This is a genomic window from Agrobacterium sp. T29, from assembly GCF_006970545.1.
GTDB classification, from domain to species: domain Bacteria; phylum Pseudomonadota; class Alphaproteobacteria; order Rhizobiales; family Rhizobiaceae; genus Agrobacterium; species Agrobacterium leguminum.
This window is the reverse complement of sequence record NZ_CP040640.1, coordinates 2,419,255-2,444,559: the sequence shown is the minus strand read 5'-3', so window position 1 is coordinate 2,444,559 and position 25,305 is coordinate 2,419,255. Positions and strand designations below refer to the sequence as shown.

The following is a 25,305-nucleotide window of genomic DNA, read 5'->3' as shown; positions in this document are numbered from 1 at the left end:
TGCCGCCGGGGCGTTTTCCCGCTGTCATGACCGTGTCATAACGCAGCAGACAGTCAAAATGATTTGGGGAACGAGATGGAGTTTTATTTTCCCGCCGAGTTCGGCGAGCAGCTGGCCTTCGGAGCGGCGGTGGTTTCGGCCGTGATGGGTCTCTTTTTTATGTTTGCGCCAGGTGTGACGCTGCGTGCCTTTGGTCTGCAGCCGGCGGGTGAGCGCAGGGATGGTTATGCGCTTGTGCGCTCGTCCCTTGCCGGGTTTTATCTCGGTCTCGGCGCTGCCGCCCTGCTTCTCGCGCAGCCCATGGTCTATCTCGCTTTTGGTGCGGCTTTCGGACTCAGTGTCTTTGGCGGCATTCTCTCCATACTCTCCGATGGTGGCGCAACCATGCGGAATTTCTTACTTCTGGTTGTACACTTTCTGCTCGCTGCACTGTCGTTGAGCTACGTGTTCGGGTTGGTCTGAAGCGGGCTTTTTGCCTTTTGTGACGCACAGATGCCGCATCCTGGGCGAAATCGGAAAATTTAAACGCATTCCCCCTTGCCCAAACGGCGCTTTCCGCTATTACGCGTGTTGCGAGTCCCGGCGTCCTATGCTAGACGGACCGCGAAATTGGGAAAAGGCAGGGGGGAATTCCGGTCTTTTTCGGGGAAATTGAAACGATTTCAAGAATTTGATGCGGTGGAGCCCCATCGCTGATGGTCTTGGACGATTAGCAGGGAAAAAGTGCCCGTGGCAGACACCTCCCATGGAACATCCGGTGTAGCGGAAAGGTATGCGTCGTCGCTTTTCGAGCTTGCTTTGGAAGCGGGTGCGGTCGAAGCGGTTCAGGCCGATCTGGATAAGTTCGGCGCACTTCTCGACGAAAGCGACGATTTGAAGCGTCTGGTTGCGAGCCCGGTGTTTTCCGCCGAGGATCAGTTCAAGGCAATCACCGCGATCTGCGAAAAGGCCGGCATTGCCGGTCTCGCTCTCAATTTCCTCAAGGTCGTTGCGAATAATCGCCGTCTCTTTGCCGTTCCCGGCATGATCCGCGCCTACCGCACCATTGCCGCCGCCCACCGCGGCGAAATCACCGCCGAGGTCACCTCGGCACATGCGCTCGACGAGGCGCAGGAAACTGAACTGAAGGCGGCGCTGAAGAGCGTTACCGGCAAGGATGTGGCGGTTTCCGTTACCGTCGATCCGTCGATCCTCGGCGGCCTGATCGTCAAGGTCGGCTCTCGCCAGATCGATACGTCTCTTCGCACCAAACTTTCCACCCTTAAGCTTGCACTGAAAGAGGTTGGCTGATGGATATCCGCGCCGCGGAAATTTCCGCAATTCTGAAAGATCAAATCAAAAATTTCGGCAACGAGGCGGAAGTCTCGGAAGTCGGTCAGGTGCTTTCCGTCGGTGACGGTATCGCCCGCGTCTATGGCCTCGACAATGTTCAGGCCGGCGAAATGGTCGAGTTTCCCGGCGGCATTCGCGGCATGGCGCTCAACCTCGAAGCCGACAACGTCGGTGTGGTTATCTTCGGTTCGGACCGTGACATTAAGGAAGGCGACACCGTAAAGCGGACTGGCGCTATCGTTGACGTTCCGGTCGGTCCGGAACTGCTCGGCCGCGTCGTTGACGCGCTCGGCAACCCGATCGACGGCAAGGGCCCGATCAATGCCGCCAAGCGTTCGCGCGTCGACGTCAAGGCTCCCGGCATCATTCCGCGCAAGTCGGTTCATGAGCCCATGTCGACCGGCCTCAAGGCCATCGACGCGCTCATCCCGGTTGGCCGCGGCCAGCGCGAGCTCGTCATCGGCGACCGCCAGACCGGCAAGACCGCCATCATCCTCGATACGATCCTGAACCAAAAGGCCATTCACGACAATGGCCCGGATGGCGACAAGCTTTATTGCGTTTACGTTGCTATCGGTCAGAAGCGTTCGACCGTCGCCCAGTTCGTGAAGGTTCTGGAAGAGCGCGGCGCGCTGCAGTATTCGATCATCGTTGCTGCTACCGCTTCCGACCCGGCTCCGATGCAGTACCTCGCTCCGTTTGCCGGTTGCGCCATGGGTGAGTACTTCCGTGACAACGGCAAGCACGCTCTCATCGGTTACGACGACCTTTCCAAGCAGGCCGTTGCCTATCGTCAGATGTCGCTTTTGCTGCGCCGCCCGCCGGGCCGCGAAGCTTATCCGGGCGACGTTTTCTACCTCCACTCCCGTCTTCTCGAGCGCGCTGCAAAGCTCTCCGACGAAATGGGCGCTGGTTCGCTGACGGCTCTGCCGGTTATCGAAACCCAGGGTAACGACGTTTCGGCCTTCATTCCGACCAACGTGATCTCGATCACCGACGGCCAGATCTTCCTTGAAACCGATCTGTTCTACCAGGGCATTCGTCCGGCCGTTAACGTCGGTCTGTCGGTTTCGCGCGTTGGCTCCGCCGCCCAGATCAAGGCGATGAAGCAGGTTGCCGGCTCGATCAAGGGTGAACTCGCCCAGTATCGCGAAATGGCTGCCTTCGCCCAGTTCGGTTCGGACCTCGACGCTTCCACGCAGCGCCTGCTCAACCGCGGCGCCCGCCTGACCGAGCTTCTGAAGCAGCCGCAGTTCTCTCCGCTCAAGACGGAAGAGCAGGTCGCGGTGATCTTCGCCGGTGTCAACGGTTACCTCGACAAGGTTCCGGTCGCACAGGTCGGCAAGTTCGAGCAGGGTCTGCTTTCCTACCTCCGCTCGGAAGGCAAGGCGATCCTCGACACCATCCGCACGGAAAAGGCTATCAGCGACGATACCAAGGGCAAGCTCAAGGGCGCTCTTGATAACTTCGCCAAGTCTTTCTCGTAATCAGGGCTCTTTTACTCGGACGGATAACGGATGCCTTCACTAAAGGATCTGAAAAACCGCATTGCCTCCGTAAAGGCGACGCAGAAGATTACCAAGGCGATGAAAATGGTCGCCGCGGCGAAGCTTCGGCGCGCCCAGGAAGCTGCGGAGGCCGCCCGGCCTTATTCTCAGCGCATGAGCGCCGTTCTTGCCAACATCGCCAAGGCGGTCGAGGCGGACGTTGCTCCGGCGCTGATGACCGGCACCGGCAAGGACGACGTGCACCTGCTCGTCGTCTGCACGGCTGAACGTGGTCTTTGCGGCGGTTTCAACTCGCAAATCGCCCGTTTTGCCCGCGATCACGCCCGCAAGCTGATTTCGGAAGGCAAGACGGTCAAGATCATCACGGTCGGCAAGAAGGGTTATGACAGCCTTCGCCGCGAATTTGCAGCCAACATCATCGAACGCATCGAACTGCGTGAAGTGAAAAAGGTCGGTTTTGAAAACGCCGACCAGATCGCCAAGAAGGTGATCTCGCTCTTCAACGCGGGTGAGTTTGATGTCTGCACGCTGATCTATTCGGAATTCAAGTCCGTCATCAGCCAGATCCCGACCGGCCTGCAGCTCATTCCGGCCGCAACGCCTGTTGTGGAAGAGGATGCCGCGACGCAGAACGCCGTCTACGAATATGAGCCGGATGCGGCTTCTATTCTGGAAGACCTTATTCCGCGCAACATTTCGGTTCAGGTTTTCCGGGCTCTGCTCGAAAACGTTGCCGGTGAAATGGGCGCCAAGATGAGCGCGATGGACAATGCAACGCGCAATGCCGGTGAGATGATCAACAAGCTGACGCTATCCTACAACCGTCAGCGTCAGGCTCAGATCACCAAGGAACTCATTGAAATCATTTCGGGCGCGGAAGCGCTCTGAGGTAAGGAAAGAGGGTAAGGATAATGGCTAAGGCAGCTACCCCCAAGAAAACCGCAGCGGTGAACGGCGCGGGCAAGGTTACCCAGGTTATCGGCGCTGTTGTCGACGTGGCGTTCGAAGGCGAACTGCCTCCGATCCTGAACGCGCTCGAAACCGAGAACAATGGCAACCGCCTCGTTCTGGAAGTCGCGCAGCATCTCGGCGAAAACGTCGTTCGCACGATCGCCATGGACTCGACCGAAGGTCTGGTTCGCGGTCAGGGCGTCGTCAACACGGGTGCGCCGATCGAAGTTCCGGTCGGTCCCGAAACGCTCGGCCGCATCATGAACGTCATCGGTGAGCCGGTTGACGAAGCCGGTCCGATCACCACGGCCAAGAAGCGCGCCATCCACCAGGACGCGCCCTCTTACGTCGAGCAGTCTACGGAAGCACAGATTCTCGTCACCGGCATCAAGGTCGTCGACCTTCTGGCTCCTTACGCCAAGGGCGGTAAGATCGGCCTGTTCGGCGGCGCCGGCGTTGGCAAGACGGTTCTCATCATGGAACTCATCAACAACGTCGCCAAGGCGCATGGCGGTTACTCGGTATTCGCAGGTGTTGGTGAGCGTACCCGCGAAGGTAACGACCTCTATCACGAAATGATCGAGTCGAACGTCAACAAGCTTGGCGGCGGCGAAGGCTCCAAGGCAGCACTCGTTTACGGCCAGATGAACGAACCGCCGGGCGCCCGCGCTCGCGTCGCTCTGACCGGTCTGACGATCGCTGAAAACTTCCGTGACGAAGGCCAGGACGTTCTGTTCTTCGTGGACAACATCTTCCGCTTCACGCAGGCTGGTTCGGAAGTGTCGGCTCTGCTCGGCCGTATTCCTTCGGCCGTGGGCTACCAGCCGACGCTCGCAACGGACATGGGCCAGATGCAGGAACGCATCACCACCACGACCAAGGGTTCGATCACCTCGGTTCAGGCCATTTACGTTCCCGCCGACGACTTGACCGACCCGGCACCTGCCACCTCGTTCGCGCATCTTGACGCAACGACGGTTCTGTCGCGTTCGATCGCTGAAAAGGGTATCTACCCGGCTGTTGACCCGCTCGACTCCACCTCGCGTATGCTTGACCCGATGATCGTCGGCGAAGAGCACTATGAAGTGGCCCGTAAGGTTCAGTCGACCCTGCAGCGCTACAAGGCTCTCCAGGACATCATCGCCATCCTCGGCATGGACGAACTGTCGGAAGAAGACAAGCTGACGGTTGCCCGCGCCCGCAAGATCGAGCGTTTCCTGTCGCAGCCGTTCTTCGTTGCTGAAGTCTTCACCGGTTCGCCGGGCAAGCTCGTCGCTCTCGAAGACACGATCAAGGGCTTCAAGGGCCTGGTCAACGGCGAGTATGACAACCTGCCGGAAGCTGCTTTCTACATGGTCGGTTCGATGGAAGAAGCGATCGAAAAGGCAAAGAAGCTGGCTGCCGAGGCTGCCTGATCATGAATTGGCGGGCGCGTGGCTATAGCCGCGCGCCCTGCCGACAATGGTGGCGAGACCGGAGCGGCTTTCGCCTGCGTTGTAAAAGACAAGTCCGTGACGCCCGCGTAATTGAAAAGAAGTGAATAGCCATGGCTGACAGTTTCAAATTCGATCTCGTTTCCCCGGAGCGTCTGCTCGTTTCCGAAACGGTTACGGAAGTCGTCATCCCGGCTACGCTGGGTGAGATGACCGTTCTGGCCAATCATGCGCCGACGATGACCACGATCAAGCCGGGTCTGGTAACGGTGAAGTTCGCTTCCGGCGAGACGCATAAATATGTCGTCTTCGGTGGTTTCGCCGATATTCTGCCGACCGGCTGCACGCTTCTTGCCGAATCCGCCGTTTCGGCCGATGACATGTCCCCCGACACGCTGCAGAAGCGTATCGATGCGGCCAAGGCCGAAATCGAAGAGGGCAATCATCACCACGAACATCTGACCAAGCTTGAAAAGCACCTTTACGAACTGACGAACCTGCATGAGGTTCTCGTCGCTGCTTGAAAGCACCGGGCGGGTTCGAAAGAATGACTGCCCACAAAAAACCTAAAGCAGAAAGCGGCCGCTTCGGTCGCTTTTTTGTTTTTGGGCTGTTACCTCCCCATATCAGGCGAAGCATGGCTGCTTTCGCACAGAAACCCGTCACCTGGCCTGATCTGAGCTTCCCAATGGCGTTGGCGGGATTACATCAGTGATGGACGTGCGGAAAATGGGTGAGGCAAGCAGCGCCTTCAACGGGCGCACCCGGGAAACCGATTCCGATTTTCAGGGCTTTCGGTTAGATGTGATAACCGGGAAGAAATGCTGCTTTCAGATCGTGAGAGAGACGAAGCGGATTTTCGTCATGGAGGAGTGATCGGCGTGTCGGCAGAGGCAAGTTACCGAAGGGTCGCAAGAACCGCTTTGCGCGAAGGGGCCATAGTGAAGGGCGAGAGGGCGGTGCCCGAGGAGGTGCCGGTTGCCTTTTCCTATGGCGGCAGCACCCATGCCGTAATGATGGCCAGCCCCGCTGATCTTGTCGATTTCGCGGTCGGTTTCAGTCTTACGGAAGGCATCATATCCACAAGGGCGGAAATCCGTTCCATCGAAGTGATCGAGGCCGGGCAGGGCTTCGATGTTCAGGTGGATTTGCAGGATGCCAACGCGGATGCGCTGAGGGCAAGACGGCGGCATATGGCAGGCCCCGTCGGCTGCGGTCTTTGTGGCATCGAATCCATAGAACAGGCCGTTCGTGTGGTACCGGAGTTGAGCGGCGTGGAAGTCTCCGTTGACGGAGATGACATCGTTGCTGCGGTGAAAGCGCTGAATGAAGCGCAAAGCCTCAATCGCGAAACGCGGGCAGTTCACGGCGCGGGTTTCTACAATCCTCAAAAAGGGCTGCTTGCTGTCCGCGAAGATGTCGGCCGCCACAATGCGCTCGACAAGCTCGCAGGTGCGGTCGTCAATGCGGACCTATCGCCCGATACGGGTATTGTGGTGGTCACCAGCCGACTGTCGGTGGAAATGGTCCAGAAGACGGCCATTCTTGGCAGTCCCATTCTGGCGGCGATCTCCGCGCCCACTGCGCTCGCCATCGAAACGGCCGAGAGTTCGGGTGTCACACTTGTGGCGCTGGTGCGGGGTGAAGATTTTGAAATCTTCACCCGGGCGGATCGTATCCTTCTATAACATTGAGGCCGCCGTTTCCCGGCGGCCCTTGGCTTCAGAGCGGGCCTAGAATTCGGCCCATTCGGCGGCTGCGTTTCCGTGAGATCTTGGCGCGGCGGCATATCGCGGTTGCGGTGTCGGGAGCCTGGTGACGACGGCTGGCTTTTTGTCGGCCGGGCGGGTGGGCGATGCCGATGCCTCATGCGATATTCTGAACTGCCGCAGCAATTCGTGCAGATTTTCCGCCTCCGTGGCGAGGCCGTGGCTGGCGGCGGTGGTTTCCTCCACCATGGCGGCGTTTTTCTGGGTGGCCTGATCCATGACGTTGACGGCCTGATTGATTTCGCTGAGGCCATTCGCCTGTTCGCGCGAGGCTTCGACGATCGCCGAGACATTGGTGTCGATCTCGCTCATCTGCGACTGGATATCCCGGAGCGCGCCGCCGGTTCTGCCCACCAGATCAACACCGTTGGCGACCTGCTCGCGGGAGGTGTTGATGAGGGATTTGATTTCCTTGGCCGCAACGGCGGACCGTTGTGCGAGTTCGCGGACCTCCTGCGCCACAACGGCGAAACCCTTGCCCGCTTCGCCGGCCCGGGCGGCTTCGACACCCGCATTCAGGGCCAGAAGATTGGTCTGGAAGGCGATGTCGTCAATGACGCCGATGATGTTGGTGATTTCACCCGAGGACCGGGAAATCGCATCCATGGCGGAAATTGCCTGCTGGACGATATCGCCGGAATGTTCGGCATGTTCTCTCGTTCGCAACACCAGCTTTCCGGCCTCGCCGGCGCGCTGGCTGGCATCGGTAACGGTGGTGGTGATTTCCTCCAGCGCGGCTGCGGTCTCTTCCAGCGAGGCGGCCTGCTGTTCGGTGCGCTGCGAAAGCTGATCGGCGGCGATGCGGATTTCGCCGGAGCCCGAGGCGATTGTCGAGGCATTGTGGGCGATGGTCTGCATGGTGGCCTGTAGCTTGGCGACGACTTCGTTGAAATCCGCGCGCAGCTTTTCCATGCTGGGCACGAAGCTGTTGTCGAGGCGCTGCACAAGATCACCTTCGGCGAGCGCCCGCAGGGCATCGGCAAGCACACTGATGGCGCTCATGCGCGGCGTGACATCGGTGGCGAATTTCACCACTTTGACCACCTTGCCCGCCTCGTCCAGCACCGGATTATAGGCGGCCTGGATCCATATTTCCTTGCCGTTCTTTCCGTATCGGACAAATTCATCCGAGATGAATTCCCCTGCCGCCAGTCGCGGCCAGAAATTGCCATAGGCGGGCGAGGCGGCATAGGCCGGATCGCAGAACATGCGGTGATGCCTGCCCTCGATTTCCTTGAGGTCGTAATTCACCGTGGCGCAAAAATTCGGGTTGGCGGTGATGATGGTGCCATCCGGGAAAAATTCGATTGTGGCCTGCGATCGGGAGAGCGCCTCCAGCTTGCCCGCATCGTCCACGGCCCTGATTTTCTTGGCGGTGATGTCGGTGGCGATCTTCACGACCTTATAGGGTTTGCCGGAACGGAAAACCGGGTTGTAAGAGGCCTCGATCCAGATGACTGAGCCGTCCTTGCGGATACGGCGATATTCCCTGGCCTGGAACTCGCCACGGGCGAGAGACTCCCAGAATTCCTGATAGGCCCGCGACCCGGCAAGCTCGCTGTCGCAGAAGATGCGATGGTGCTTGCCGACGATCTCGGTGAGATCATAACCCAGCGCCGTGCAGAAATTTTTATTCGCGATGAGGATATTACCCTTGAGATCGAATTCTATGACCGCCTGCGATCTCGATATCGCATCGAGCATATTTCTGTTATCTGCGCTTTTCCCTAACCCCAGCATTATACGTCCCCCAAAAACGGCCCACGGCGCGGCGAGCCGCACAGGATATGCGGTCCGCGTCGTATCATGTTGAACAACGAACAGGTTTGCCGCCGAAGGCAGCAATGCAGGCACTTCTGTCTCTCCGCCTCGGTCAGGTATCGGGCCAGTCTGATATTCGTGCCGGCGCGATACTGTTCCACGGCCTTTAATATTAGATATCCATAATATTAAAATGTTCTTATTTAACAAGACGAGGTAAAGAGGAAAAACAAAACCGCCGGGCAAGGTGCGCCGGCGGTCTGGATTGATCGATACTCTTCTTGTGGCGTGGCCAGCCGAAAAGGCCTGATTAGGCCGCGAGATCTTCCGCTTCGGTTCCCTTGAACATTTTCGCAAGGTTCAGGAAGCAGATCATGCCGTGTTCGTTGGCGATGATGCCTTCCGAATAGGACTTGTCGAAAGATGCCGAGATTTCCGGAACCGGCTGAACCTGATTTGCCGGGATCGTCAGAATGTCGGAAACGCGGTCGACGAGCATGCCGATGACCATGTTGTGCACTTCCGCTACCACAATCGCGCTTCTCTCATTGGCGACGGTGCTCTTCATGCCGAGCTTGTGAGCCAGATCGATGATCGGAATGACGGAGCCGCGCAGGTTCATGACGCCGATGACGTCTTTCGGCGCGTGGGGAATGGGCGTAGAAGGCGCCCAGCCGCGAATTTCGCGGATGGTCGTCGTCTTCACGCAGAATTCCTGATCATGCAGGCGGAACGCGATGATTTCGAGCGTCTCACCGCCAAAATTGGTAGAGTTAATCATTGCCATCAGAATTCTTCCCAATGCTCGCTGTGGAGGCCGGCGCAAGTGCACCGACACTTGCATATGCGGATTTGGCGTTCTGCCTGGTGCCTGAACAGCCGGAAACAATATTTCCGTCTTCAATGGATGATTTGTATCATCAGATGGTTTCGCAAACCTAAATGCGAAACGGCGCTGGAGTATTTTCGCTTTTCTTCGAAACGCGAAAATACTCTCTTTGATTTTACGCATTGTCCGGACGTAAAAACCGCCACGCACTTTTACTGGAAATGCTAATATTCTTTCTCGTAAAATATGCCGGCTGCGCCTTCGCCATCGCCGCCCGCTTCCCCGCGTAGCTTCACACCCCGTCCGACATCGAGGTTGATGATGGCTTTTGCGCCGGATTCGCCGCTTTGCTGCAGCTCGAGATAGGTTCTTTCGTTCAGATATTTACCGGCGGAAACACGGGCCTGCCCTTCGGAATCGGTCGAAATATCGAGATCGTCGACGCCGAGATTGCTTCTGAGCTTGTCGAACAGCGAGGTGGAACGCCCGCCGGCCAACTGGGCGGCGGCATCGGCCAGCCTCGCGATTTGCAGAGCCGAGAGTTTCGACATGGACTGACCGAAGATCAGCTGCGCCATAACTTCATCCTGCGGCAGGGCGGGTGCCGAGGAGAAGGCAAAGGTCGGATCGTTGGCGTTGCCGGAAACGGCCACGGTGATGGTCGTCGAACCGACCGTCGAGTCGGCCTTCATATCGAGGACCGGAACGAGGCCGCCGCCGAAACTGATATTGCCGGTGGTGAAATCGAGGCGGCGAGTGAGGATTTCGAGCCGGCCACGGCGCATTTCGAAGCCGCCGGAAATGACGGGAACGGCTGCCGTGCCACGGATCGTCAGATTGCCCGTGAGTTCCGCATCGATGCCGCGCCCGCGCACGAAGATGCCGCTCGGAGCATTCACCTGCAGATCGAGATTGATGGTGGACGAGCTGCCGCTTCCGCCCTGATCAGACCCGAGCGCCTTGGCCTGCGCGCGCACCTTCGGCGGGGCGTTCTTGTGCTTGACATCGATCTCCGTCAGCGAGGCCGGAAGCTTTTCCGGAATGGTGATGGCGCTTCTGTCCAGCGTCAGGTTGCCGCCCAGCACGGGGGAATTCAGCAGCGGGCCCTTCAACGTCAGCGTGCCGCTTACCACCGTCGTCACCAGCGTGCCGTCATTATAACCGGCGCGATTAAGGGTGATCGATATATCGGCGGGGAAACCAGAACCACCGGCTATGCCGACGCTGCCGGTTCCCGAGATCGTTCCGCCGCCCGCCAGCTTGCCCGTCAGTCGCGAAATGACGGCACGGTCACGGTCGAAGGTGATGGTGGCGCCCAGATCGTTGATGGTCAGGTTTCGGCGTACGTCGGTCAGGCGCGTACCATCGGTGGTGATGCTGCCGGTAACGACAGGCGCGGAAGCGCTGCCGGAAATCTTCACATCGATGGCGGCGGTGCCGTCCACATCGAGGCCCTGCGCTGCGGTTTGCGCCGCGACGGCGGAGAAGGGCAGCCTGCCGGAAAACGCCATCGAAAGCGGACGATTGCCGGCGATGCCGAGCGAGCCGCCGCCGGAAAGCGACATGCCGCCCTGTCCGGATACATTGGTGTCGATTTGCAAGGTGCCGCCGGCAAAGCGGCCGTTCGCCTTGATGCCGAGCGCGGCGAGGCCCGCCGCACGTGTCTGCGCGACCTCGGCATTGGTCCAGTTCAGATTGTAATCGACCGCGGGGTTCGATGCAGCACCCTTGGCGCTCACCGTGCCGGAGATGCTGCCTGCCGCATCCAGTCCGGTGGCGAAGGCATTTGCGAGACTGGCGGGCAGCGAACGGATATCGGCATTGATATCGAGCGTCGACCCGGCGCTGCCGTTGACCTCGACGCGTCCTTCACCCGTGATGATGGTCAGATCGGAGATGCGGGCCGTGCCGTTCTGGATGGCGATAGTGCTCGGTTTTTCAAGGCGAACCGCAATGCCCTTGGGGGCGGCGGAGAAAGCGTCGACGCGCACCGTCATCGGCGATCCGCCGGTCTCAGCGCTGCCCTTTACCACCAGCGGTGCATTGTCGTAACGGCCATTGACGTCGAACTGCGTCGTCGTGCCGGAATGGCCGATGGTGGCATTCAGGCCCGATATCGCGGCGGCGCCGGCATTGACGCTATCGGCGCTGACCTTGCCATTGATGGCGAGAGCCTGAAGATCGTCGATGGAAATGTCGGCGGCGAGTTTGGAGATCGTTGTCGTGCCCTGGCGGATGCTGCCGCCATTGGCCTTGATCGTCGCGGCAATCCGGCCATTGGTGTTGCTCAGGGCGATGTCGCCGGCAATATCGCCATCCGCCTGCTGCGCGGCGAGGGCGGCGAGCAGTGCAAGGTCGGGGAAATTGAAGGAGAGATTGCCCGATGGCAGGAATTGCTGCGAGAATTGAAGCTGCCCGTTCAAGATATTCCGGCCTACGGCCACGTGTAGCTCGGGGATGGCCGTGCCGTTTTCGGTCTGCACCACATCGGCATTGGCGTCGATCTTCTGTCGGTCGAGGCTGCCGCTGGCGGTGAGCTTTGCCTGAGGCGCGGCGGGATCGGCCTTGCCCGTTGCATTGACCTTCAGCGATTCGAGTGTTCGTCCGGCAAGTATCGCGCTTTCGGAACTCAGGGTGACGTTGAAATCCGGCGCTGCCAGCGCGCCGCTGGCCTCGATTGCAAAATCGGCGACGCCCTTCGCCTGTGGCGTCAGTTTTTCAAGAGCGGGAAATTTACCCGTCAGGCTGGCGCTCAATGCAGCGTTTTCGAGGCCGACATTGCCGGTCGCTTCTATGGTTCCCGATTTGACGACGAGGTTTTCAAGGCTGGTGCGTCCGCCGATGGTCACGTCGATATCGCCCTGGAGGGCAATGGTGGTGTCGAACTTTTCCGCGAGGGCCGGTGGAAGGGTGGCGGGCAGCGCGAAGAGCTGCACGCTGGAGGTCAGGCGATTGCCGCTGAGATCGAAACTGCCGTTCAATGTCCCACCGACACTGGCGCTTTCCAGCGTCGCGCCGTCGAAGCCGATGGCGGACGAAGTGAGGCTGAGCGGCGCCTTGATGGTGAGGGGCGCCCGCACCAGCCGGTCGATATCGGGGCTGACGAAGGAGGATTGCGCCACGGACAGGACCGTCGCGATCGTGCCGCTGCGGTTGGCGATGTTGAGATCGGCGCTCTCGGCCGTCAGCTTGACGTCATCGAGCCTGCTTTGCGGCAGGGAAAGGCTGCGCAACGATACCGTCGTGTTGAGATGCGCGGCGTCTGCACCGCCCTTGAGGGAAAGATCGAGGCCGTTGATGAGGGCCTGAACCTCGCCATTCTCCAGCGGCCAGCGGAAATCCACGGGGCCGGCGGTGCCGATGAGATTGGCGGCGAGATCGTTCTGACCGTTCGGATCGACCGTGCCTGACGCCGTCAACAGCAGGGTGCCGGTCTCCAGCGTGCTGCTGCCGATTTCGATGCGGCCCTGCGGCGAAAGGGTTGCATTTGCGTCGAGCCTTGTCTCGCCAGCAAAAAGCTGACGGAAGGCCGGAGGCAGAAGCAGATCGGGCTGGCCACCGCCTGCAATTTCGATACGGCGGGTGCCATCATCTGCAAGAAGGTGGCGGCCGGTGACATTGACGACAGGGTTGCCGGCGACATTGCCACGCAGCGTGCCCGTCCAGTTGGAAAGCGGGCCTTCGCCGTTGAGGTCTATCGCCACCGCAGGTGTTCCCGGAAGAGAAAGCAGCGTGGCGAGAAGACCGCCTTCGGGCTCCTTCATCTCCGCTTTCAGCTTCAGGACATTCTCATTCGGAAGGAAGGCGATGTCGGCATTAACCTCCGCATCCGGCGCATTGAGCCGATGGGCGGTGAGCGATAGCCGCATATCGTCCTGAGCAGCCGTCAGGTTGCCTTCCGCGTTCAGATCGAAGGGACGGCCGAGAAGCGATTGGCCAAGGCTGATATCGGGAAAGCTGAACTTGTCGACGGCGATTTCGATCGGCAGCGAGGAATTGCCGGAGCTCTTGGTCGATGTCTGCTCCGGGGCAAGCGGCTTGCGCTCGACATCGATCGATCCGGCCGAGACCCGGTCGGCATGGAAGGTGCCGGCAAGCAGCGAGAGCGGCGACCAGTCGACGGCGATCTGGTTCACGCGGGCATAGGGTCCCTGCCGGTCTGAAAGCGTGACATTGTCGAGCCGCAGGCGGCCGGTCAAAAGGCCGCTCGGGGGCGAAATCTCGATTACCTGATCGGGCGTGGAAACGAGCGATGAAATCTGCTTTGCGGCAATTCTTGCGCCCATCGGGGTAAAACCGACGAACAGAACCGCAAGCAACACCAGCACCACGCCGCACAAAGCAGCGTAGCCCAGCCATTTCAGCAATCGAATCAACGTTTTCATAAAGGGTAATCTACACTCTGTTGCAAGGGTGTTCGACTGCGGCGTTTAAAAAGACTGACCGATGCCAGCATAAATGCCGAAACTGTTGCCGCCATCGTATTTGTCGAGCGGCATGGCGACATCGAGACGCAGAGGCCCGAAGGGCGTTGCGTAACGCAGGCCGATACCGGCGCCAGCCCGGATATCGGAAAAATCGGGTGTCACGTCTTCCGAAACCACACCCGCATCGATGAAGGGGACGATGCCGATCGTATCGGTGACCTTGATGCGGGCCTCAATGGAGCCGACGACATAGGAGCGGCCGCCCGTCGCGTCGCCGGCGGCATTATAGGGCGATATTTCCTGATAGCTGTAGCCGCGTACCGATCCGCCGCCGCCGGCATAAAAGCGTCTGGTGGTGGGTATGTCCTGCAGATCGCTGCCGCCGACCAGCACGCCACCGGAAAGCTTTCCGGCCATGATCAGCCGGTCCTCGGCGCCAAGTCCCTTGTAGCCCGAAATGGAGCCTTCGAAAGAGGAGAAGAAGGTGCCGTTCAGTGCTTCATAGCTTGGCTTGGCGGCCACAGAGGCGCGAAAGCCTTCTGTCGGGTTCAGTTTGTCGTCGCGTGTATCACGAACGAATTCCAGCGGGATGGAGGTGGTAAGATATTCGTTCTTGCCGAATGCGTCTTCCGTATCGGCCCATTGCACCTCGAGGCCGGCTGCGGCTGTATCGGTATCGTTCAGCTCGTAGGCGAAACCGGCGGTGCCAGTCACGGTCTTGGCGTCGTATGTATCGGGGTGTTCGGTCTTGGCAATCAGGCTGGTCTTGAAGGTGGTGCGCGGATTGAACATGCCGGGCTTGGTGAAAGTGATGCCCGCCGAATAATCCATGCCTTCGACGCTCGATGCCTCTGCGATGCGCGAAACCGAACCTTCGATACGCAGCGATTCGGCCTGTCCGAACACGTTCCGGTGGCCCCAATAACCCTGGAGGCCGATACCTTCGGTGGTGGAATATTGCGCACCGACGCCGAAATAGCGGTGCTTGCCTTCCGAAACCTCGATGGTAAGCGGAATTGTGCCGTCGCGCGCCAGCGTTCCCGCTTCCTTGATGGTCAGGCTGGAAAAGACGCCGAGCTGCCGCAGCCGGTCGGCGGCCTTGCGCAGTTTTTCCGGCGAATAGGGCTCGCCGCCATTGAGGCGCGAATAACGGCGGATGAAATCGCCGTCGACGGTTTTTTCACCCGTGACGGTGACCGTGCCGAGGGGCGCCACGGGACCGCCTTCGGCCGCCATGGTGATATCGACCGTATTCGTCGCGTGATTGGCGACGGCCTCGCGTTTCGTCAGCTTCGCAAGTGGACGGCCTTCGGCCTTCAGATCATCGATCAGCTTGTTGCCGGCGCGGATGATGGCGAGAGAACCCGCGTCGCCGCCGGTCGTCAGGCCATATTCCTCAAGATTGCGGCCGGTGACATCGCCTTCAAGCCTGACATTTCCGAGTTTGAAGACCGGGCCGGGCGTAACCGTGATGACCACGGGCACCGGAGCGGAATGATCGAACACCGGATTGGGCGGGAGGCTATCCACATCCTTGCCGGCAACGGTGACCTTGACGATGCCGCCATAACGGGCGTTTTCATAAAGCGCCGCGATCAGCCTGTCCCGGTCGTCTCTTGCCTTTATCAGAAGGCCAAGATCGCCGGAGGCGGGCTTGTCCTTGTCGGCAAGAAGAAGCGAACTGTTTTCCAGGCTGTCTTTCAGGGACTTATCGGCGTCCGCGGCATCGAGCGTGACGGCGTATTTAACGGGGTTGATAACCTCGACCTCCGGTTCTTCCGAACCCCAGAGGCGCATGCCGAACAATTTGAAGGCAAAGGCATCACGGGTAAACGCCGGATACAGGGCGAACGTCACAGCAACCGCAAGTGCGGTGCCAGCTTTCCGATACGCAATACCTGTCTTCGGGTTAGTTCGTGTTCTTCGCATAAGCTGCTTTATGGTTGAGCCTTTATTGTCGCCCTAACCCGTTTCCTGTCCGTTAACATTGCAATTTAATCATAAATAAACGGCTTTGAGGACCCTTCGACTGGTGTTTTGCCGCCCAAAACGCAAAAAGCCCCGGGTGACCGGGGCTTCTGTGCAACGGTATTTCGCGAAGCGATTAGCGGCAACGCGCCGTGTAACGCTGACCGTACTGGTCGCGATAATAGCAATAGCCCGGCTCGGAAGCATTGCCGATGAGGGCACCGCCGACGCCGCCGATTGCCGCACCCACTGCCGCGCCACGAACGTTGCCCGTGATAGCTCCACCAATAACAGCACCGGAAACGGCGCCGATGGAAGCTCCCTTTTCAGTCTGCGTGCAGCTTGCAAGCGACAGGCCGACGAGCGCAAATATGATTGCCTTTTTCATGAAACTCTCTCCAACGTTACAATGAGCTCTTCGGCTCGGTAGGCGTCCCATATTTATCTGCGGCGACTGCTACCTCCGACCGCCACAGATAACTAACAATTCGATGTCGTTTAGGGAAGCCTCCTCTTTCGGCATTCCTCCGAGCGTAAATCGATTGCGTCCCAAACAACGGCGCGGCGTAAAAAAGGTTCCAAAAATCCGGGTTTTTTGATGTGAATCAATTTTGTACTTTCCATCAGCTTCTATAAACGGTTTATTGGAATGGTTCAAAACAACGGCGAATTGACGCAGACGCGGTTAATGTGGCCCGCAAGGGTTGACGGTCCCGGTGTCGAGGCAGAAAACGATCTGGTCAATTCTGGAGCATGGCATGGACTTCGAGGCATTTTTCACGACGGAACTGCAAAGCCTGCATTCTGAGGGACGTTATCGCGTTTTTGCGGATATCGAGCGCCAGCAGGGTAATTTCCCCCGTGCGACACGGTATAACGCCAATGGCGAGCGCAAGGATGTGACCGTCTGGTGCTCCAACGACTATCTCGGCATGGGCCAGAACCCGAAAGTCATCGAAGCCATGAAGGCCGCGATCGATCACTGTGGCGCGGGTGCGGGAGGCACCCGGAATATTTCTGGCACCAACCACTATCACGTCCTGCTCGAGCGCGAACTTGCCGATCTCCACGGCAAGGAATCGGCACTCATTTTCACCTCGGGTTATGTCTCCAACTGGGCCACCCTCGGCACGCTCGGTCAGAAAATTCCGGGCCTGATCATTTTCTCGGATGCGCTCAACCATGCTTCGATGATCGAAGGCATCCGTTACGGCCGCTGCGAGCGGGTGATCTGGAAGCACAACGATCTCGAAGACCTCGAAGCCAAGCTCAAGGCGGCGGATCCGAATGCGCCGAAGCTGATCGCCTTCGAATCCGTTTATTCGATGGATGGCGATATCGCGCCGATCAAGGAAATCTGCGATCTGGCCGATCGTTATGGCGCCATGACCTATCTCGACGAAGTTCATGCCGTTGGCATGTACGGACCGCGCGGCGGCGGCATTGCCGAGCGGGAAGGCCTGATGGATCGCCTGACGATTATCGAGGGAACGCTTGGCAAGGCCTTCGGCGTCATGGGCGGCTATATTACCGGCTCCACGGCGGTCTGCGACTTCATCCGTTCTTTCGCTTCCGGCTTCATCTTCACGACGGCCCTGCCGCCGTCGCTTGCCGCCGGCGCGATTGCGTCGATCCAGCATCTGAAGGCAAGCCCCTTCGAGCGCGCCCGCCATCAGGACCGGGTGCGCAAGCTGCGCGGCCTTCTCGATGCGCGCGGTATTCCGCACATGGACAACCCAAGCCACATCGTGCCTGTCATGGTGGGCGATGCCGCCAAGTGCAAATGGATTTCGGATATCCTGCTCGACAATCACGGCGTCTATGTGCAGCCGATCAACTATCCGACCGTGCCGCGCAAGACCGAGCGCCTGCGTATTACGCCGACACCGCTGCACAGCGATGCCGATATCGAGCATCTGGTCGGCGCGCTGCACCAGCTCTGGTCGCATTGTGCGCTGGCGCGGGCGGTGGCGTGAGGCCGCAATTTAGATAAGAGAAGACCGGGCCGCGTTTACGCGGCCTTTTCTTTCGTGGCGATCAATTCGCGGGCGTGACGACGGGCCTCCTCATCCGCTGCGAACACATCTTCAATCGTGGCGGCGGAGCGGCCGTCATGCATGCGGTCCATGACCGTTTCGACGATCTCGGCCATATCGAGAAAACCGATATTGCCCGCAACGAAAGCGTGAAAGGCGCTCTCTTCGGCGGCGTTCAGGGCAGCGCCCTGCAAACCGCCGCGCTCCAGCGCGGTGCGGGCCAGACGGATCGCCGGGAAACGGGCTTCATCCGGCGCTTCGAAATCGAGCCGCGCCAGTTTTGCGAAATCCAGCCGCTCGACACTCAGATTGCCGCGTTGCGGATAGGTGAGGGCATAAGAAATAGCGGTGCGCATGTCGGGAGAGCCGAGCTGGGCGATATAGGAGCCGTCGGTGTAACCCACCATCGAATGGATGATCGACTGCGGGTGGACGATCACCTCCACCTGATCGGGCCTGAGATCGAAGAGATATTTCGCCTCGATCATTTCAAGCCCCTTGTTGAACATGGAGGCGCTGCCGATGGAGACCTTCAGCCCCATCGACCAGTTGGGATGGGCGCGGGCGATATCCGCCGTGACATTGGCCATCTCCTCGCGCGACCAGGTGCGGAATGGGCCGCCGGATGCGGTCAGCACGATGCGTTCCACGGCCTGCTTATGTTCGCCCGTCAGGCATTGGAAGATTGCGCTGTGTTCGCTGTCGACCGGGATCAGCCTGCCGCCGCCCTGTTTGACCGTGCGCAGAAAAACATCGCCAGCCGAAACCAGGCATTCCTTGTTGGCGAGCGCTATGTCTGCGCCACGTCGCGCGGCTGTAAGAGTAGGTGCAAGACCGGGGGTTCCGGCAATCGCCGCCATCACCCAGCCGGCATCCGTCAACGCGGCCTCTTCGAGGCCGGATTTGCCTGCCGCAACCTCGATGCCGGTGCCGGCAAGGGCCGATTTCAGCGCTTCGTATTTGTCGTCCTCGGCGGTAACCGCCAGCCGCGCGCCGAATTCCCGCGCCTGTTCCGCCAGAAGAGCGATGTTGCCCGCGCCGGTCAAAGCCTTGATCTCGAATGCGTCGCGGCCACCCAGTTGGCGGACGACATCCAGCGTATTGGTGCCGATCGAACCGGTCGAACCCAATATTGTCAACTTGCGTGGCATTTCACTGGCATTCGTCATTTTCAGTCCGTCGGTCGTTTCCGGTTCGCACCTCTCGGTGCACGTCGTTTTTCCCGAAACCGCCATGCACTTTCGGGCAACATTCCTTAGCCTCTACCCGCGAAAACCAGCCATAACAAGGACAAAGCCGGGGCTATTGTTTTTGCGGAAGGCAAAGCCATATGCAAGAAAAACAATGAGAGGATATCGATGCGACGTTTTCTGGTTTCCAGCGGGTGGATTTTTGCGGCAAGCCTTGTGCTGGTCCTTGTCTTCATTCCTTTTGATCCGCGTCTTTCCGAAAGCGCGCAGGCGCTGCCAGGGGGCGTGGTCTCCTTCAATCGCGCCATTACCGATTTCGGAACCTTCCGCTGGATGCTCTATTCTACCGGCCTTCTGGCGATATTGGCCTATGTCGCCGCACGGGTTTTAAAGGCGCAGACCTATAATGGACGGCTGAGGACGGCATGGCGGCTTCTTACCTATTTCTTCCTGACGATCGGAACGGCGAGCATTCTCGTCCATACGCTGAAATTCCTGATAGGACGGGCACGGCCGGAGCTTCTGCTGGAAATGGGCGCCTATAGCCTCACCCCATTTACCGGCGACAATCTCTATGAAAGTTTCCCCTCAGGCCATTCGACCGCCGCCGGGGCGTTTTTCGGCGCTTTCGCCATGTTGATGCCGCGCTTCCGCTGGGCGTTTCTCCTGCTTGCCCTTGTCATCGGCGTTTCGCGTGTCATCGTCGGCGCGCATTATCCAAGCGATGTCGCCGCCGGGCTGTTGCTCGGCATGTGGACGGCCATGGCCTTCGCCTTTATCTTTGCCCGGTCCGAGATGCTGTTCCGGTTCGATGCACAGGGCTGGCCGCAGCCGAAGAATGCAAACCTCCCGGCGGCGGATACACGATAAGGACCTAAAGCGGGATGTAGGGGGAAGGTGATGGAAGAAGCGACAATCGCTCCGGAAAATGACGGCAGGGCCGTTCAGCACATCCGCACGTCCGTCGCCGTGGCCGGCGGCGGGCCGGCTGGCATGATGCTTGGCCTGTTGCTCGCGCGCAGCGGTATCGATGTCGTCGTCGTCGAGAAACACGGGGATTTTCTCCGCGATTTTCGCGGCGACACCATCCACCCTTCGACGCTTGAATTGATGGAGCAACTCGGTTTCATCGATGAGTTCCTGAGCCTACCGCATACGCGTGCGCCAAGGCTGAATGCGGTTATCGGCGGCGAGCGTATCACGATAGCGGATTTTTCCCGCCTGCCGGTCCGCCACCGCTTCATCGCCTTTATGCCGCAATGGGATTTTCTCAATTTCATCGTCGGCAAGGCGGGGCAATACGAAAATTTCCGATTGCTGATGAATGCGCCGGTGGCCGGACTGATCGAGCGCGGCGGGCATGTCGGCGGTCTCACGGTCAGCACGCCGGAAGGCATCATCGAGATTGAGGCCGATCTGGTGGTGGGGGCGGATGGGCGCAACTCCACCGTCCGCGAGGCGGCGGGGCTGGAAGTGCAACGTTTCGGCATTCCGACGGAGGTGCTGTGGATGCGCCTTTCGAGACAGCCCGACGATCCGACGGAAACCATGGGGCATGCCGGCTCGCGGCAGGGTTTCGTCATGATCAACCGGGGCGATTACTGGCAATGCGGTTATGTGGTGCGAAAGGGATTTTTCGCCGACATAAAGCTGCAAGGAATTGAAGCCTTCAGGGACAGGGTTGCGGAAATCTGCCCTTTCCCACGCGAAAGGCTCGATGAGCTCAAGAGCTGGGACGATGTGCATCTCCTCACCGTCCGTATCGACCGGCTGAAGCGCTGGTGGAAACCCGGCCTGATCTGCATCGGTGATGCGGCCCACGCCATGTCCCCCGTCGGCGGTGTTGGCATTAATCTGGCGATTCAGGATGCGGTTGCGGCTGCCAATATATTGGTGCCGGTGCTCGTGTCCGGCCGGGCCATTGCCGATGACGATCTCGCCGCGATTGAAAAGCGGCGATCCTTCCCGACCAAGGCCACGCAATTTTTGCAGCGGATGATGCGTATCGGCGGCAAGAAGGGCCGGGCCGATGCGGAAAAACCGAAAGGACCGCCAGCCTTTGTGCTGGCCATCATGCGGTTTCCGCTTCTTTCCCATTTGACCGGCCGGCTGGTGGGGCTGGGTTTCCGCCGGGAAAAGATCGAGACGATGTGATGCCGCTCAGGCAGTGCCGGCGGCTTCTTTCTCATATTTGAGCCCGATAACGGCGGATCCGATCAGCCCCGGCTCGATGCGGCAGATGGCGGGCACGACCAGGGGGCGGTCGAAGCGCCTGAGAATGCGGCTCCTTACCACCTCGTCCAAAGCGGCGAGAAGCGCCTTCGAATTCGAAAGTCCGCCACCGACCGGCACGATGGTTGCGCCGGTCACGTTGATCACCATTGCCAGAGGCGAGGCGAGAATATCGATAAGGACATCGATGGTTCTTGCGGCCTTCGGATCGCCCGCCTGCCAGGCTGCAATAATATCCTCGCTGGTCATCGCCTGCTGGTGAAGATGCGAATGCAGTTTTTCCATGCCACGGGCGCTGCCGATTGCATCGACACAGCCGGTAAGCCCGCAACCGCATTCGAAACGCGGCAGCGAAACCGGCGGATTTCCGGCCAATGTCGCGGCCACCGGCCCATGTCCCCATTCGCCGGCGAAACCGCCGTCGCTGTTGATGAGCTTGCCGTCGATCACCAGCCCGCCGCCGACACCCGTACCAAGGATGACGCCGAAGACCACGCGATGACCCCGTCCGGAACCGATTTCCGATTCGGCGATCACGAAGCAATCCGCGTCGTTCGATACGATGACGGGAAGGTTCAGCGCCTTTTCCAGCTCGTCCTTCAAGACCCTGCCATGGATGCTCTGAATATTGGCGACAGTGGCTTTGCCGGTGTCGGGATCAATGACGCCGGCAATCGACAGCGACACGCAGGCGGGTATGCCGCCGCTATTGTCGATGACGGATTTCAGGCCGGCGGCGAAGTCTTCGAAACTGGTCTTGGGCGTCGGGATACGCGGCACGGGTCGAATATCGTCGGGAGCGTAGGCAATCGCGCCCTTGATGGTCGTTCCGCCTATATCGAAACAAACGATCATGATTCAGGCTCCGGAACGGGTGGCATCGTGGATTTTTTCTGCGCCGATCCATGTCGAATGCATCTGAAGGTCGGATGTCAGCATGACGAAATCCGCATCGAAGCCGGGCAGGAGCTTCCCCTTGCCGGAAGCGCCGACCGCCTCGGCGGGATAGGCGGATGCCATTCTCAAGGCCTCTTCAAGCGGTGTGTCCAGCTTTTCATGCATGAAGCGGATGCAGGAGAGCATATCGATATCCGCCCCCGCCAGCGTGCCGTCGGCCAGCGTCAGCCTGCCGCCGTTGCGATAGACGCGCCTGCCGTTCAGTTCGAAACCGTCATCATCCGTGCCGATGGTGGACATGGCGTCGGTGATGAGGAAAATGCGGCCGGGATTATTCTTGGCGCGAAGCGCAATGCCGATCGCTGCAGGATCGACATGGAAGCCGTCGGCGATCAGCCCGCAATCCAGCTTGCCGTTCGAAAGTGCCGCGCCCACCAGTCCCGGTTCGCGATGGCCGAGCGGGCTCATGGCGTTGAAGAGATGTGTCACCATGGATGCGCCGGCCTCGGCATAGGCCGTCGCGATGCTGAGGCCCACATCGGTATGGCCAAGGCTGACGACGATGCCGGCTTTGTGCAGCGCTGTGACCTGCGCTTCGGTTACGTTTTCCGGGGCGATGGTTGTCAGCACGAAGGGAAGCTTCGCCTTGCAGCCCGTCAGAACCGCAAGATCTGCCGTTTCCATCTGTCGGATCAGCGCCGGATCATGGGTGCCCTTGCGTGCGACGGAAAGATGCGGCCCTTCGAAATGCAGGCCGAGAAAGCCGGGCACCCCTGCCTTGTGCGCGGCGATGCCGGCTTCGGCGGCTTTGGCGGTGATATCCGGTCTGTCTGTGATGAGTGTGACCATCAGCGCCGTGGTGCCGAATTGCGCATGGGCCGAGCAGATGCGGGCAATGCCTTCCACGTCCGGCTCGTTGTTGAACATCACGCCGCCGCCGCCATTGACCTGAAGGTCGATGAAGCCTGGCACAATGAACAGTCCTTCCGCATCGATGATTTCGGCGTCTGCGGGCACGGATACGCGGTCGACGATGTCGGCAACGTGGCCATCACCGGTCACGAGCGCTTTGCCATCGTGCCACGCGGCGCCATCGAAAATGCGGGCGCCGACAAATGCCTTGCTGCTGCTCATTGGGTTTCCGTCACCTTCTTCAATGCCACGGGCGCATCCGGGTTGAAGCCGCGGGCGCGCGACAATTGCTCGATGAAGCCGTAAAACGGCGCGATCAGCAACAGGGCGTCGGTCAGCGGGTGATTGGTTTCCACAAACGGCAGGGGCTTGGCCGGGCTGCCTTTTGCGGAGGTAACGAAAACACTTGCGCCCTTGCCGGCGAGACCGGCCGCGATATCCGTCACGGAGGTTTCGGCGCGATCACGCGCGGCAAAAGCGATGACGGGAAATTTCGGTGCGACCAGCGAAACGGGGCCGTGCATGACTTCCGCCGACGAATAGGCCTCCGCGTGGAGTTCGCAGGTTTCCTTGCATTTCAGCGCGGCTTCCGCGGCAATGGCCAGCGCCGGACCGCGGCCCAGCATATAGAGCGATTCCTCACCCTTGACCGCTTCGCCGATCTGGCTCCAGTCGAGTGCGATGGCCTTGGCGAAATTCTGCGGCAGGGCGCTGACGGCTTTGGCGAGCAGGCTGTCTTCCGTCCATTCGGCAAGGATTGCGAGGCCGGCGACGATGGAGTTGACGAAAGATTTGGTTGCGGCCACCGCTTTTTCAGGGCCCGCCTGGATATTGATGGCGTGATTGGCCGCCTCACCGAGCGGGGAGGGCAGGGTGTTGACCAGCGAGAAGGTAAGCGCGCCGCCCTTGCGGGCGCTTTCCGCCAGAGCGACGATGTCAGGGCTTTTGCCGGATTGCGAGACGGCGAAGGCCGCCGCCCGGTCCAGCCGCAGTTTCGTCTGGTAGATCGAGGCGAGCGAGGGGCCGAGCGAAGCGACGGGAAGCCCGGTCTGCAATTCGATCGCATATTTCAGAAAATGCGCGGCGTGGTCGGAGGAGCCGCGTGCAATGGTGACGATAACGGCCGGGTCACGGGCCTTCAGGTGAGCGCCGGCTTCCCGGAAGTCGGCATTGGCATTGTCCAGCAGGCGGGCGACTGCATCGGGAATCTCATCGATTTCCTGGCGCATCAGGGTTGTCATCGTTTCGTGTCCTTGATCAAGAGATTTGTCACTCGGGCCCCATCGTCAGTTCGGCGACGAGGTCATAGGCGTCGCTGCGGTACAGCGCGCGGGATATTTCCATGAGGCGCCCGCTTTCCAGATAGGCCATTCGCTGAACGGAAAGCGCTGCCGAACCCGGCGGAACCCCAAGCAGCAATGTTTCCTCATCGGTGAGGTTACGGGCGGAGATGCGCTGAATGGCGCGCACCGGGCGAATGCCGTTTTTCTCAAGCTCCAGATAAAGCGAGTTTTCCACCAGTTGCGGGTCAGGCAGGATATCGCCCGGCAGGCTGGTGACTTCGAGTGCGATTGGCTGGTCATTGGCAAGACGCAGACGCGTGAGCCGCGCCACCATGGCGGATTGGGAAAGGCCGAGCGCCATCATCTCGTCGCCGGTCGGGTGGAACAGGCCTCTGTCCAGCCAGCGGGTGCTCGCCGTCATCCCGCGCCGGCGCATGTCCTCGGTAAACGAGGTGAGTTTGGTCAGGGGCTGCTGCATGCGGGTGATGGGCTTGACGACGAAAGTACCCGAACCGTGCCGGCGAACGAGAAGGCCGTCGCGGACGAGATCGTCCACCGCCTTGCGTACCGTGACGCGGCTGACGCAGGCGCTTTCGGCGATATCCCGCTCCGGCGGCAGGGCGTCGCCGTGTTTCAGGCGGCCGCCATTGATGGCGTCTTCAATCGTCTGGCGCAGTTTCAGGTAAAGCGGGCCGCCGCCTGATTGCAGGTCGTCCAGATTAAGCGTTGCCCCGTTCATCCATAACCTCTGTCACGATCCATGTGGTCGGCGATATG

At 59.8% G+C, this 25,305-nt stretch carries 20 protein-coding genes; 10 read left to right on the top strand and 10 right to left on the bottom strand.

The features are described from left to right. Positions 1 to 75 precede the first annotated feature (75 nt). From FGF54_RS12300 to fdhD, 7 genes are all read left to right on the top strand, one after another. On the top strand, positions 76 to 462 hold the full coding sequence (locus FGF54_RS12300) for a phage infection protein (protein ID WP_059759919.1): 387 nt from the start codon (positions 76 to 78) through the stop codon (positions 460 to 462). A gap of 261 nt (positions 463 to 723) precedes the next feature. Continuing rightward, positions 724 to 1,290: a F0F1 ATP synthase subunit delta gene (locus tag FGF54_RS12295; RefSeq protein ID WP_170988551.1), complete on the top strand. Its 567-nt coding sequence runs from the start codon at positions 724 to 726 to the stop codon at positions 1,288 to 1,290. Next, a complete protein-coding gene (gene atpA / locus FGF54_RS12290) occupies positions 1,290 to 2,819 on the top strand; it encodes a F0F1 ATP synthase subunit alpha (protein ID WP_142779816.1) in 1,530 nt (509 codons plus the stop codon). The genes FGF54_RS12295 and atpA overlap by 1 nt, the downstream gene beginning before the upstream one ends. 30 nt (positions 2,820 to 2,849) lie before the next feature. Then, positions 2,850 to 3,728: a F0F1 ATP synthase subunit gamma gene (locus FGF54_RS12285; RefSeq protein WP_142779815.1), complete on the top strand. Its 879-nt coding sequence runs from the start codon at positions 2,850 to 2,852 to the stop codon at positions 3,726 to 3,728. Positions 3,729 to 3,751: 23 nt separating this feature from the next. Continuing rightward, positions 3,752 to 5,206, top strand: coding sequence for a F0F1 ATP synthase subunit beta (atpD, locus tag FGF54_RS12280; protein WP_003523533.1), 1,455 nt, complete (start codon positions 3,752 to 3,754; stop codon positions 5,204 to 5,206). 131 nt (positions 5,207 to 5,337) lie between these two features. Then, positions 5,338 to 5,748, top strand: coding sequence for a F0F1 ATP synthase subunit epsilon (locus FGF54_RS12275; protein ID WP_003492358.1), 411 nt, complete (start codon positions 5,338 to 5,340; stop codon positions 5,746 to 5,748). Positions 5,749 to 6,096: 348 nt separating this feature from the next. Then, positions 6,097 to 6,912, top strand: a complete 816-nt coding sequence (gene fdhD / locus FGF54_RS12270; RefSeq protein ID WP_142780234.1) for a formate dehydrogenase accessory sulfurtransferase FdhD — start codon at positions 6,097 to 6,099, stop codon at positions 6,910 to 6,912. Between the two features lie 45 nt (positions 6,913 to 6,957). On the opposite strand, the gene FGF54_RS12265 is transcribed toward fdhD, so the two are convergent. The 5 genes from FGF54_RS12265 to FGF54_RS12245 form a co-directional block, all read right to left on the bottom strand. Beyond that, a complete protein-coding gene (locus tag FGF54_RS12265; RefSeq protein ID WP_142779814.1) occupies positions 6,958 to 8,733 on the bottom strand; it encodes a methyl-accepting chemotaxis protein in 1,776 nt (591 codons plus the stop codon). A 331-nt stretch (positions 8,734 to 9,064) separates the two neighbouring features. After that, a complete protein-coding gene (locus FGF54_RS12260) occupies positions 9,065 to 9,541 on the bottom strand; it encodes a chemotaxis protein CheW (protein WP_003504949.1) in 477 nt (158 codons plus the stop codon). 266 nt (positions 9,542 to 9,807) lie between these two features. Next, the gene (locus tag FGF54_RS12255; RefSeq protein WP_142779813.1) at positions 9,808 to 13,968 is read right to left on the bottom strand and encodes a translocation/assembly module TamB domain-containing protein; all 4,161 of its coding nucleotides are present in this window, start codon (positions 13,966 to 13,968) and stop codon (positions 9,808 to 9,810) included. A gap of 45 nt (positions 13,969 to 14,013) precedes the next feature. After that, on the bottom strand, positions 14,014 to 15,939 hold the full coding sequence (locus tag FGF54_RS12250) for an autotransporter assembly complex family protein (RefSeq protein WP_142779812.1): 1,926 nt from the start codon (positions 15,937 to 15,939) through the stop codon (positions 14,014 to 14,016). A 175-nt stretch (positions 15,940 to 16,114) separates the two neighbouring features. Then, positions 16,115 to 16,366 carry a YMGG-like glycine zipper-containing protein gene (locus tag FGF54_RS12245; protein ID WP_003504940.1) on the bottom strand — a complete coding sequence of 84 codons (252 nt, stop codon included), beginning with the start codon at positions 16,364 to 16,366 and terminating at the stop codon, positions 16,115 to 16,117. 370 nt (positions 16,367 to 16,736) lie between these two features. Between FGF54_RS12245 and hemA the strand changes: the two genes are divergently transcribed. After that, a complete protein-coding gene (gene hemA / locus FGF54_RS12240; protein ID WP_003521261.1) occupies positions 16,737 to 17,954 on the top strand; it encodes a 5-aminolevulinate synthase in 1,218 nt (405 codons plus the stop codon). 35 nt (positions 17,955 to 17,989) lie between these two features. Here hemA and dxr read toward each other — a convergent pair whose 3' ends face one another. Then, positions 17,990 to 19,183, bottom strand: coding sequence for a 1-deoxy-D-xylulose-5-phosphate reductoisomerase (gene dxr, locus FGF54_RS12235; RefSeq protein ID WP_142779811.1), 1,194 nt, complete (start codon positions 19,181 to 19,183; stop codon positions 17,990 to 17,992). A gap of 189 nt (positions 19,184 to 19,372) precedes the next feature. Between dxr and FGF54_RS12230 the strand changes: the two genes are divergently transcribed. Both FGF54_RS12230 and FGF54_RS12225 read left to right on the top strand, forming a co-directional pair. Continuing rightward, a complete protein-coding gene (locus FGF54_RS12230) occupies positions 19,373 to 20,074 on the top strand; it encodes a phosphatase PAP2 family protein (RefSeq protein ID WP_020809495.1) in 702 nt (233 codons plus the stop codon). 30 nt (positions 20,075 to 20,104) lie between these two features. Then, positions 20,105 to 21,358 (top strand): FAD-dependent oxidoreductase, encoded by a 1,254-nt coding sequence (locus tag FGF54_RS12225; RefSeq protein WP_142779810.1) that lies wholly within the window; start codon positions 20,105 to 20,107, stop codon positions 21,356 to 21,358. A 6-nt stretch (positions 21,359 to 21,364) separates the two neighbouring features. On the opposite strand, the gene FGF54_RS12220 is transcribed toward FGF54_RS12225, so the two are convergent. Genes FGF54_RS12220 through FGF54_RS12205 form a run of 4 tightly spaced genes read right to left on the bottom strand, consistent with a single transcriptional unit; the run spans position 21,365 to position 25,267 of the window. Next, positions 21,365 to 22,291 carry an ROK family protein gene (locus FGF54_RS12220; RefSeq protein ID WP_142779809.1) on the bottom strand — a complete coding sequence of 309 codons (927 nt, stop codon included), beginning with the start codon at positions 22,289 to 22,291 and terminating at the stop codon, positions 21,365 to 21,367. A 3-nt stretch (positions 22,292 to 22,294) separates the two neighbouring features. Further along, a complete protein-coding gene (gene nagA / locus FGF54_RS12215) occupies positions 22,295 to 23,467 on the bottom strand; it encodes an N-acetylglucosamine-6-phosphate deacetylase (protein WP_142779808.1) in 1,173 nt (390 codons plus the stop codon). Next, complete coding sequence (locus tag FGF54_RS12210; protein WP_142779807.1) at positions 23,464 to 24,486, bottom strand: SIS domain-containing protein; 1,023 nt, start codon at positions 24,484 to 24,486, stop codon at positions 23,464 to 23,466. Before FGF54_RS12210 ends, nagA begins: the two co-directional genes overlap by 4 nt. Before the next feature lie 28 nt (positions 24,487 to 24,514). Further along, positions 24,515 to 25,267: a GntR family transcriptional regulator gene (locus FGF54_RS12205; RefSeq protein ID WP_142779806.1), complete on the bottom strand. Its 753-nt coding sequence runs from the start codon at positions 25,265 to 25,267 to the stop codon at positions 24,515 to 24,517. Positions 25,268 to 25,305 lie beyond the last annotated feature (38 nt).